We start from the raw sequence: 12,490 nt of genomic DNA on the forward strand, positions 1-12,490 counted from the left end.
TATAAATCTAATATTTTGAATTGAGCTATATCCATTTTAATTGATATGGCTTTTTTGATGGTATAATATTCCAATAACCTTTTAATAGTTTATAAACACTGTTGTTGAATATTGCAATGGTATAATATTAGATAATATGAAAATATTAGAAGAAAATGAAGTAGGGCAAAAAAGGTTTCTTACTTTAAATGAAATGATTTCTTATAACAAGACACAACCAAAAACTAAGTATTTGTGGAATGGTATTAAAGAAAAATCATTCGGGTTGGTTTTTGGACCTAGCAAAAGTGGAAAGACTATTTTTTGTGAAAATTTGGCTATGAGTATAGCAATGGGTAAAAAAGAATTTTTTGGATATCAACTAGATGGAATTCCAAAAAAAGTATTATTTGTTGGGTTGGAGGAGTTTTTTCAAAATAGAGTTGAAAGAAATGTAATGCAGTTTGAATCATTGATTGATTCTGAGCAGTTGCTTATTGGAGAAAATTATAGGTTTCAACCAATTGATTTTACTAGAAGAATAGTTAAAAATGTTGATTATGAAAATCTCATAAATACTATTCAGGATTCAAAAGCAGAAGTGGTTTTTATTGACAGTATTACTAGAATGAATCTTGGGCAATTAGAAAATAGTGCTGATGCTGAAAAATTAATGCAAAGACTTCGTGATGTGTGTGATTCTTTAAAGATTACTTTAATATGTATTCACCATACACCTAAGATTGGAGATGATGCAATTACAATGGATAAAATAAAAGGAAGTGCGGTATTTGCACAAGAATCTGATTTTGCTATTGGAATTAATTGTACTTCTAAAAAGAACCGGTACATTAAGAATGTGTTTTTTAGATATGCGCAAGATGATGATGATAATGTAAAGGAATTTGTAATTGATAATGATTGCTGGTTAAATTATATTGATGATGCTAATGAAGATGAAATTATAGCTCGAACAGATAGAAGAAGAACTAATAATAAATCTGATGTGATCGCAGACTACCTTAATGAAAATTCTTCAATTACCTTTTCTAAGCAAGAATTGTTTGAAAAATTATCGTCTGTTTTGGGAGTTAAAAAAAGACAGTATGGTTATTATTTACAGGATTTAGAAAAAAAGAATAAAATTAAAACTCCTGTATTAGGCTATTATGCTTCAGTAAATTATGGAGATGTTAAAAATGAAGGAGATGCAGATAGAAAATAATTATATAATTTATAAAGCTCAAAATTTAGAAAATGGATTAGTTTATATAGGAGCAACTACTAATTCAGTTGCACAAAGAAAATTAGATCATTTAGAGAGAGCAAATAGAGGAGAGTCAGGTAAATTTCAAGAAGCTATCAGCACTTATGGAGTTGATGCTTTTGAATGGGAACAAATTGATACTGCATCATCTACTGATGAATTAGCTCAGAAAGAAAAACAGTATATCGATGAATTCAAGGCAAAAGAAGAAGGTTACAATTCAGACGAAGGAGGTGGATTTAAAAAAACTGTATATCAATATAATCTTGTAGATGGATACTTGAAGAATACTTATAGTTGTTTAACCGATGCAGCCAATGCAGTCAATGCAAACAAACAATGCATAAGTAGAACTTGTTTAAGTGTGAATAAAATATTTAGAGGTTATTATTGGAGTTATGATTATAAAGTTCCATTTTCACCAACTACAGATAAACGTAGAAAAGTAGTTCATCAATATTTAGTAGGTGGTGAGTTTACCGCTGAATACAATTCCGTAGCCGAAGCTTCAAAAATTACAGGCATTAGTAAATCTTGTATATCAAGAGTGTGTAGAGGAGAAAGGGAGCAAAGTGGTGGCTTTTTATGGAAGTATAATTAGAATAATTATAGTGTATTATTTTAACCCAATCTCTTTAATTAGAGATTGGGTTTTTTTATTTTTCAAATAACTAAAACACTTTAATCATAATACTTGTTAATTCAATTATAAAACTTATTTTTATATGAAATAATTGCCTCTGTTCTTTTCAAGAACAGATATTTAAAATTGTAATACTATTTAATGTCATTATATCAAGCCTCAGTCATCAAAAATCACCTTAACGGGCAAGATGAAGTTGTTGTAAATGAAACATATATAAAATGCTTTCATATTCAAGGAGGGGAAAAATATCAAAAATTGAAAAAAGAAATAGCAGAAACTCTTAATAATAGGGTTAAAGTTTTACTAACCTCATAAAAATTATTTACTTAATTGTACACCCAAATAGACATATTAGAAAACAAAATTATAGAAAGTTATCCAACTGTTCTTGAAACACTTTTGCGTGACCATACAACACAAAAAAATATATTTTGGGCAACTGAAAATTATAAACATTTAGGTAAGCCATACAGTTTTGAATCTCAAATTTTAATCAATTTAATTACAGGTGAAAATGGTAATATTATAATGCCTCGTGTTCAAAAGGATATAATTTTACAACAATCAAGATCTAAAGATATGGCTGAAGTATTTACACCTTCTTGGATATGTAATGCTCAAAACAACCTTATAGATAATACTTGGTTTCAGAAAGAAAATGTTTTCAATAAAGAAATTAAAAATTCTGATGGCTCTAAAGGTTGGAATGTAAATACAAATAATATAAGTTTTCCAAAAAATAAAACTTGGAAAGATTATGTAAATGACAAACGTCTTGAAATTGCTTGTGGTGAAGCTCCGTATATTACAAGTAGGTACGACACTACTACTGGGGATTTTATTCCTGTTGAAAATAGAATTGGAATATTAGACCGTAAGTTAAGAGTTATAAACGAAAATGTAAATACCTCTGGCGAATGGCTAAAAGCCGCCCAAACTGCTTATAAAAGCACCTATGCTTTTGAATGGCAAGGAGATAATTTATTGTTAGCGCGTGAAGCAATGTTGTATACGTTTATAGAAAACTATAAATATAAATTTGACAAAGAACCTCTATTAAAGTCTATAAAATATATTGCTTATATAATTTCTTGGAACATATGGCAAATGGACGGAATAAAAGGTGTTATACCTAATACTTGTAAAACTGTTATTGAAACAAATGTAGACCTTTTTGGTGATGAAGAAACAAAAAGTACAGAGTGCGTTGGGTGTCAAAAAGAAGATATAAAAAAACACAATGGTATATATTGCCTAATTAAAGATTGGGCAAATAACGATAAAATTACAGGAAAAAAAGGAAGAAGAATTAGATTTATTGACCTTATAAAAAATTAATGCTAATGAAATTTACCTCATCATTAAAGCTAAAATTAATTTACGTTTTTCGTATAAATGATTTAAATCATTTAGATTGCCTTAAGGTAGGAGAAGCAACTTCAGACAATGAGGATATTTGGGGTTTAGAACCAAATAGTAAAGCACTTAATAAGGCTGCAAAAAATAGGATAAATCAATACACACAAACAGCTGGCATTGTCTATGATTTATTGCATACTGAAGTTACCGTATATAATGATAAAGGAACATTAAATTCGTTTACTGATTCCGAAGTTCATAATGTTTTATTAAGGTCGGGTATTAAAAGAAAGGTTTTTGATAAAAAGAACAAAGCGAATGAATGGTTTATAACCGATTTAGAAACTGTTAAAAAAGCTATTAAAGCTGTAAAAGAAGGCAAAGATTCTTTAAATGCAAGTGAAATATCTTCAACCCAAAACCCAATAATTTTTAGACCAGAACAACAAATTGCCATAGATAAAACTAAAAAGCAATTTAAAAAAAGTAATGAAATGCTTTGGTTTGCTAAAATGCGTTTTGGTAAAACATTATCTGCTCTGCAAGTTATTAAAGACCATAATTTCACAAGAACACTAATTCTTACACATCGTCCTGTTGTTGATGCTGGTTGGTTTGAAGATTTTGGAAAAATATTTTATGACAAACCTAATTACAATTACGGCTCTAAAAACAAAGGAAGTCAATTCAACACATTAGAAAAGCTTTGTAATAAAGACGATAAAAAATATATCTACTTTGCTTCCATACAGGATTTGCGTGGTTCTGAATTAGTTGGTGGTAATTTTGATAAAAACGATGAGATTTTTAGTGCAGATTGGGATTTTATAATTGTTGATGAAGCCCACGAAGGTACACAAACACAATTGGGTAAAAATGTAATTAATGAGGTTAAAAAAGCAAAAACTAAAATATTACACCTTTCTGGAACACCTTTCAATCTTATAGATGATTATAAAGAAGAAGAAATTTATACGTGGGATTATGTAATGGAGCAAAAGGCAAAAGCTGAATGGGATAAAATCCATTTTGGTGACCCAAACCCTTATGCTTCGTTGCCTAAAATGAATATTTTCACATATGACCTTGGTAAATTACTTGATGCTTATATAGATGAAGATGTAGCGTTTAATTTCAAGGAATTTTTTAGAGTAGATGAATTTGGAAATTTTACGCATCGCAACGATGTTAGTAATTTTCTTAATTTAATATGTAAACAAGATAAAGAAAGTAACTATCCTTTTGCTACTGAAGAATACCGTGATAATTTCCGACATTCTTTATGGATGGTACCTGGTGTTAAAGAAGCACGTGCATTAAGTGCTTTATTAAAATCGCATCCAGTATTTAGTCATTTTAACATTGTAAATGTTGCGGGTGATGGCGATGAAGAAGAATCAAATCAAGAAGCTCTTAAAAAAGTAAATGAAGCAATTAGCGATAAACCACACGAGACCTATACAATTACACTTTCTTGTGGTAGATTAACAACAGGAGTTTCTGTAAAGGCTTGGACTGCTGTATTTATGCTTGCAGGTTCACACAGCACTTCAGCTTCTAGCTATATGCAAACCATATTTAGAGTTCAAACTCCTGCAACAATAAATGGTAAAGTTAAAGAAGAATGTTTTGTATTTGATTTTGCTCCAGACCGTACTTTAAAAGTAATTGCAGAAGCAGCTAAAATGTCTTCAAAAGCAGGTAAAACTACAGATGAAGACCGTACAATAATGGGAGAGTTTTTAAATTTCTGCCCTATTATTTCCGCTGATGGTTCACAAATGAAAGAGTACAATGTTTCTACTATGTTAGAGCAGCTTAAAAAAGTGTACATAGAGCGTGTTGTTAACAATGGGTTTGAAGATGCTAGCCTATACAACAACGACCAACTAATGAAACTAGAATCAGTTGATTTAGAAGAGTTCAATGGGCTTAAAAAAATAATTGGTAGTACAAAGGCAATGCCTAAAACAAATGAACTTGACATTAACAAGCAAGGTTTTACAGATGAAGAATATGAAAAATTAGAAAAAGCTAAAAAGAAGAAAAAAACAGAATTAACAGAAGAAGAAAAGAAATTATTAGAGCAACGAAAAGAAAAAAAGAATAATAGAGATACAGCTGTTTCCATTCTACGTGGAATCTCAATACGTATGCCTTTGTTAATTTATGGTGCTGATATTGTAAATGAAGAAGAAGAACTAACAATTAATAATTTTACACAATTAGTAGACAGCCAATCTTGGGAAGAGTTTATGCCTAATGGTGTTACAAAAGCTACTTTTAATAAATTTAAAAAATATTACGAACCTGATGTTTTTAGAGCAGCAGGGAAACGTATTCGTGCTTTAGCAAGAGTAACAGACAATCTAACAATTGAAGACCGTATAGAGCGTTTAACAGCTATTTTTAGCAAATTTAAAAACCCTGATAAAGAAACAGTACTTACACCTTGGCGTGTTGTAAATATGCATATGAGCGATTGTCTAGGTGGTTATGTTTTTTATGATGAAAATTTTGAAAACACAATTGCTGAACCTCGCTATATATCTCAAGGAAAGATAACAAATAGTATTTTTAAAACAAAAACAAGATTACTTGAAATAAATTCTAAATCTGGTTTATATCCATTATTTGTTGCTTACAGTACTTATAGAAATGTAATTGAAGAAGAATTTCCAAGAAAAAAACTTAAACAGCTAACTATTAAGCAGCAACAAGAATGTTGGGATAAAGTAGTTGCAAATAACATTTTTGTAATTTGTAAAACTCCAATGGCAAAAAGTATAACCAAACGTACATTAGTTGGTTTTAGAGATGCCAAAGTAAATACACACCATTTTAAAGATTTAGTAAACCAAATTACCAATAAACCTTTAAATTTTATTAAGAAAATTAAAAAAGGACAATCTTATTGGAATACTAACAACTCAAACAATATGAAATTTAATGCAATTGTAGGAAACCCTCCGTATCAAGTTATGGATGGAGGTAATAGTGTAAGTGCTAAACCAGTGTATCATCACTTTGTAGAAATAGCAAAAAGCATTAATCCAGATTATGTTTCTTTGATTATGCCTGCAAGATGGTATGCAGGTGGTAAAGGTTTAGATACGTTTAGAGAAACAATGCTAAATGATAAAAACATTTCTAAACTATTTGACTATCCTAATTCTAATGATTGTTTTACCAATGTAGATATAGCTGGTGGTTTATGTTATTACCTTTGGGACAAAGAATACAACGGAAAAACCACAATAACAAATTATATTAATGGGGAATTAAGTACTGATATTAGAGCCTTAAACGAATTTGACATTCTTATTAGAGATAACAAAGCTGTCCCTATTCTTAAAAAAGTACTAGAATTAAACAAATTAAACAAAAATTTGTCCGATCGAGTATCTTCAAGAAAACCATTTAGTTTACCAACCAATTATAAACCAAAAGACAAAGGTATTCCTTGTTGGTTTATACAAAAAATAGGTTTAAAATTTGCTAGTGAAAATGATGTAGTTGATAGTGGAAATTACTTAAATAAATGGAAATTTTTAGTTCCACCTGCACCTATTGCAGGTCAAACAGATTTTACAAAACCAATAGGTTTCTATTACGATGGAAATACTCGTATAGCAAAGCCAGGAGATTGTTGTACAGAATCATTTATCATTGCAGGTGCATTTGAAACTGAAATGGAAGTTCAATCTTTCAAAACATATCTTCTAACAAAAACTGTAAGATTCCTACTGCTACAAAGAGTTATTTCTCAACACGTTACTAAAAAAGTATTTGCTTTTATTCCAGATTTAGATAATTATGATCGTTTATATACTGATGAATACTTGTGTAAACTTTGGAATATTACAACAGAGGAATGGAACTATATTGATAGTAGAATTAAAGATATATAGTTATTATTTACTATTAAAACATAAAAGCGTATTAAACAATTATTTCCATTTAAAATTCTATGAAAGCAAACGAATTACCAATAATAAATTTTTTACAATCACCTAATGTACAATTTGTAATACCTGTGTATCAGCGTAATTATGATTGGTCTAATAATGAATGTAAAGAACTCTTAAACGATATAATTGCTGTAGAAACAGAAAACAGAGGTACACATTTTATAGGTAGTATTGTTTTTATTCACGAAGGTGCATATAGTACAAGTGAAGTAAAAGAGTTAGTAATTATTGATGGACAACAAAGGCTCACCACAATTAATATAATTTACGTAGCCTTATACCGCTTTGCAAAAGAAAATAATATGCAACAAGAAGCAGCTATGCTGCACAATATGTTTCTAGTAAACCAATACGTACAAGAAGAATCTAGCAAATTAAAATTAAAACAAACCGATGCGAACTCATTAGCTTTTAAAGCAATAATGCACGGAACTGAAAATGAGTTTAACCTGTATTCTAACGTAATTGAGAACTTCAATTATTTCAAAGACATAATAAATAAAGAAAATTTTAATACTGTTTTAAATGGTTTAAAACGCTTAATATTTGTTGAAATATCTTTAGAAAGAGGAAAAGATGACCCTCAACGAATTTTTGAAAGTTTAAATTCTACTGGGTTAGATTTATCACAATCAGATTTGATTAGAAATTACATTTTAATGGATTTAGACCCTAAAAATCAAAACAAAGTATTTGAGCAAATTTGGAATCCAATTGAAGAAAACGCAAGAAACATTACAAAACAAAAATCATTAGTTTCAGATTACATTAGAGATTATTTAACCTTACGTAATAAGAAAATTCCTAATAAAAATAAAGTGTACATAGAGTTTAAAAAGTTATATACTAATAAAGATGAAGAATATCATCAAGAGTTAGAGAATATGAAATCTTTATCTACACACTATAAAAAATTTATAAATCCAACAACAGTACAAGAAACTAATATCAGAAGAGAGTTAGAATACATTTCTCGTTTAGAAATTAATGTAGCATACCCTTTTTTGTTACAAGTGTTTGAAGATGCTGAAAATGGTTTGGTTTCAGAAGAAGATGTAGTAAAAATTTTAAAACTAATTCAAACATATACTTGGAGAAGATTTATTGTAGGTTTACCTACTAATGCTTTAAACAAAATATTTATGGCATTATATGCTGAAGTAGACACAGAAGATTATTTTGAATCTGTAGCTTTAGCATTAATTAAAAAACGAGGTAGCTCAAAGTTCCCTACAAATGAAGAATTAAAATCAGCATTAAAAGATAAAGATGTTTACAATATTCAATCTAAAAACAGAAACTATATGTTTGAATTATTGGAGAACTTCAATAACAGGGAATATGTTGACACTTCAAATGAGAATATAACCATTGAACATATATTCCCTCAAAAACCTAATAATGATTGGAATAATGCTATTTCACAAGAAGATTTTTTCCAATTTAAAGAAAGGTATTTAAATACCATTGCTAATTTAACCTTATCAGGTAATAATGGCGCTTTAAGTAACAAAACATTCATTGATAAAAAAATAATGAATAACGAAAATGGGGAACAAGGTTATATATTTAGTCGCCTATGGTTAAATGATTACTTAAAAAACATTGATAATTGGGAAATTTCAAACCATAATGAAAGATTTTATTTAATCTATGATAGATTTTTAAAAATATGGGAATATCCAAATGTAAAACTTCCAGAATTAGAGAACGGACAAGAACAAAACATTTTCAATGCAGAATCTCCAACCTATAAAAAATTAGAGTATTTCATTTTTGAAAATACAAAAGTTGAAGAAGAGTTTGTATCTCAAATGTATGTCTATGTAATCCAAAAATTGTTTGAAAAGAATCCACAACTATTATTAGAAGTAAAAGATTATTTTAAATTATCAAGAAATTCTGAAGAATTTAGATCTCCTCAAGAATTAGATAATGGCTATTATTTAGAGTCAAATTTAGCAAGCAGTCAAAAGTTTAATATTCTTAAAAAACTTTTAACATTATTTGAACTTGAAGATGAATTAACAATAAAGTATGCCGATAGTGATGATGTAAAAACACCAAACAGATTTACTGTTCGTAAAGAATATTGGAAACAATTATTACCACAATTAGAAAATACAACACTTTTTTCAAATGTATGTGCAACTAAAGACCATTGGTTAAATTCTGGAGCAGGTATAAGTGGTTTAGCATACACATTTGTAATAACAGGTAAATATGTAAGATTAGAATTAAGTATATCATCATCAAGTAAACAGCAAAATAAAAAATATTTCAAAAAACTATTAGCTAATAAAGAAGCAATTGAAAATACATTTGGAGCTAAACTTGAATGGGAAGAATTAGCAAATTTTAAAATGAGTAGAATCAAATACCAATTAGATGATGTAAACTTATTTGATAAAAATGATTGGGTAAAAATGAATGAATTTCTAATTGAGTACTTACCAAAGTTTGAAGAAGCGCTTAAACCTGCTATAAAAATATTGAAGTAATTAAATGAATATTTAGTAAATGAAATTATAAGCTAAAACACATTTTAAATTTCCCCACTATGAATAAGATTTTAATACTTTACCTACTTCCCATTTATTGTTTTAGTCAAACAGTACTAAACTCAAATAGTATTGAAATTGCTAAAAAAGCAGAAATAAAATTCAATCGTGATGTGCCTACATATCTAAAAACAATAAAAAAGTATGCAGTTATTCAACAACAAGCAACCTTTATTGGAGATCTAACTAATGATGGTATTGATGATATTTTAATCTGGTATACTTGGGGCCCTAAAAATGATATAAGTCACGCAGCAGGTGCACGGTTCTATAAGACCATCAATGGAAAACCCGTATATACTTCAGACTTTAATCCTCAATACCGTTTTAGTGTAGAAGGCATACAAAACAATACTATTTACGCTACAAAAATAATGTATGCTAAAGGTGATGACCGTTGTTGTCCATCTATAAAAAATGAGGTAGCGTTCTACTATAACAACAAAACAAATATTATAGAACAACGTATTTCAGAATTAAATACAACCTTAACAAAATCCAGTTTTATACAAATTATTCAAAACCCATTTATAATACTTACTCTTATAATACTTCTTTTCGTATTGGGGTTTGCAATTAAAATACAGATTAAAAAATACAAAATACATAAATTAGAAAAAGCAGAAGTTGAAGAGGAAAGATTAATTTTAAAAGAATTAGAGGAAGAAGATGCTAAAAGAAAAGCAGATGAAATATACTATAGAAAAAAAGAAGAAAAAAGATTAGAAAACTTAGCAAAAAGTCTGGAATCCCAAAGAAAAAGAAAAGAAAGTATAGAAAGAGAACAAATGAAAGCCATATTAGAGCAAGAGAGGATAAAAAAAGAGGCTGATAGAAAAGAGAAAGTAAGATTAGAAAATGAAAAAAAAGCTATAAAGGAGGCTACTAAAAAAGAAAAAATAAGATTAGAAAATGAACGAAAGTTAGAAATACTTCAGGAAAATATAGAGAAAAAACATCGCGAAAAGATTGCAAAAAGAAAAACAGAAAAACAGAAAGAACAAAAATCCAACGAAATAACAAATAGTGTTAAGCAAAGCGTTGATGATTCTTTAAATTTTGACCTAACAAAAAGAGTAAACTTTGCAACCTATAATATTATAGAAAATACTTCTCAATACCCTGTGATAAAAAAACCTCAACACAATAGTATCATTAGATCGTTTCGACCTGAAGGTAATAAACGAAAGGGTTATAAAGAAGCTGAATTTTCAGAAGATATTCAGACTGTTTTTGAAGATGATTTCTATGTATTTGACAATGCAATGTTAGCTATAGAACAAGGTACAATTCCTTATGAACCAGATATTGCTATGGTTTCAAAATCCGGTTTAAATATTTTTATAGATATTGAAATAGATGAACCCTATGTTGGTGTTAGTAGAAAATTGACGCATTGTGTTCCTAACGACAAACTACGAGATACATTTTTTACAGATAGAGGGTGGATTGTAATTCGATTTTCAGAATACCAAGTACACCATCAACCAATGCAATGTTTAAACCAAATAGCATTAATTATTGCTGCCATAGAACCATCATACAATATTCCTTCTGAGTTTGAATATATAGATAATATTGTAAAAGAAAAATGTTGGGATACTACTCAAGCAAGTTACTGGGAACGCACAAACTATCGAGAAAACTATCTAAACCACACTTTTGCTCCTTATAACGAACCATACAAACCACTCAATTCTGCATTAACTGAAAAAGAATTACGAGAAGAAAGAATGGTCATTTCTCATTCCATTCCGCAACCCAAAAAAACAACACCTCCTCCAAAGCGTACTTATCAAAAACCATATACACAACCAAAAAAACCAATTATCGAACTAAATCCAAGGGTAAATGTTTTTTCAAAAAATGATATAAAAAAAGTAGAATTACTTGTTGATAGAGCTATAAATGAAGGGAAAAATATTAAAATTAATTATACGAATTACAACTTTGAAACTACAACAAGAGTAGTAAGTAATGTTAAATATACAAGTGATTTTATAGCGTCGGGTTATAGGTATGGAGAACATTTTCAAGGATATTGTCATTTGAAAGATAGGGAAGATTGTTCCTTTAAACTCGAGAGAATAAACTCAATAGAATTAATATTATAATAAAAAATAAAACAATTTAAAAAATAAAAACTATGAATACAGAAGTTACAGGAACAATAAAAATTATAAATGAAACTAAAACATTTGGAGCTAGTGGTTTCAGAAAAAGAGAAACTGTAGTTACAACAGATGAGCAATATCCACAATCAATTTTAATTGAGTTTGTTCAGGATAAGTGTGAACTATTGGATGATTGTAAAGTTGGACAAGCTGTAAAAATAGCTTATAATTTAAGAGGTAAAGAATGGGTTAATCCAGAAGGTGAAACTAAATATTTTAACTCAATACAAGGTTGGAAAATTGAAATTTTAGATAAAGAAATTATAGAACCTAGTGAATTCAAAGATACATTTATTGAGAATGAATCAGATGATGTACCGTTTTAATATTTTACTAAATCAAATATTAGGTAGAAGGATAGTATTTAAATAAGCGAGTTAAAAGGTGTATTAAAAGGGGGCATAAATAATTGAAATTCAAAAAAGTTTTATTTTGCAAGGGTTTAACCGACCTTGGTTCGAGCCCAAGAGGAGGAGCAACACAGAAAGACCTACAAAATGTAGGTCTTTTTTTATGGTTTAAACATATTTATG

The 12,490-nt window shown here is 28.8% G+C and carries 8 protein-coding genes; all 8 read left to right on the forward strand.

Going from position 1 to position 12,490, the window contains the following annotated elements; translation table 11 throughout:
• Nucleotides 1–136: 136 nt before the first annotated feature.
• The 8 genes from ACFQZW_RS11590 (at nt 137) to ACFQZW_RS11625 (ending at nt 12,283) form a co-directional block, all read left to right on the forward strand.
• Nucleotides 137–1,204, forward strand: coding sequence for an AAA family ATPase (locus ACFQZW_RS11590; protein ID WP_386783167.1), 1,068 nt, complete (start codon nt 137–139; stop codon nt 1,202–1,204).
• Entirely contained in the window at nt 1,188–1,847 is a 660-nt protein-coding gene (locus ACFQZW_RS11595) for an NUMOD1 domain-containing DNA-binding protein (RefSeq protein ID WP_386783169.1), read from the forward strand. The genes ACFQZW_RS11590 and ACFQZW_RS11595 overlap by 17 nt, the downstream gene beginning before the upstream one ends.
• A 183-nt stretch (nt 1,848–2,030) precedes the next feature.
• Nucleotides 2,031–2,207: a hypothetical protein gene (locus ACFQZW_RS11600; RefSeq protein WP_386783171.1), complete on the forward strand. Its 177-nt coding sequence runs from the start codon at nt 2,031–2,033 to the stop codon at nt 2,205–2,207.
• Nucleotides 2,208–2,222: 15 nt separating this feature from the next.
• Nucleotides 2,223–3,230 carry a restriction endonuclease subunit M gene (locus tag ACFQZW_RS11605; protein ID WP_386783173.1) on the forward strand — a complete coding sequence of 336 codons (1,008 nt, stop codon included), beginning with the start codon at nt 2,223–2,225 and terminating at the stop codon, nt 3,228–3,230.
• A 5-nt stretch (nt 3,231–3,235) separates the two neighbouring features.
• Entirely contained in the window at nt 3,236–7,162 is a 3,927-nt protein-coding gene (locus tag ACFQZW_RS11610; RefSeq protein ID WP_386783175.1) for an Eco57I restriction-modification methylase domain-containing protein, read from the forward strand.
• A gap of 59 nt (nt 7,163–7,221) precedes the next feature.
• Complete coding sequence (locus ACFQZW_RS11615) at nt 7,222–9,723, forward strand: DUF4268 domain-containing protein (RefSeq protein ID WP_386783177.1); 2,502 nt, start codon at nt 7,222–7,224, stop codon at nt 9,721–9,723.
• A gap of 59 nt (nt 9,724–9,782) precedes the next feature.
• Nucleotides 9,783–11,897 carry a hypothetical protein gene (locus tag ACFQZW_RS11620; protein ID WP_386783179.1) on the forward strand — a complete coding sequence of 705 codons (2,115 nt, stop codon included), beginning with the start codon at nt 9,783–9,785 and terminating at the stop codon, nt 11,895–11,897.
• Nucleotides 11,898–11,929: 32 nt separating this feature from the next.
• Entirely contained in the window at nt 11,930–12,283 is a 354-nt protein-coding gene (locus ACFQZW_RS11625) for a DUF3127 domain-containing protein (protein ID WP_386783181.1), read from the forward strand.
• Nucleotides 12,284–12,490 lie beyond the last annotated feature (207 nt).

Source organism: Lutibacter aestuarii (assembly GCF_042676885.1).
Taxonomy (GTDB): Bacteria; Bacteroidota; Bacteroidia; order Flavobacteriales; family Flavobacteriaceae; genus Lutibacter; species Lutibacter aestuarii.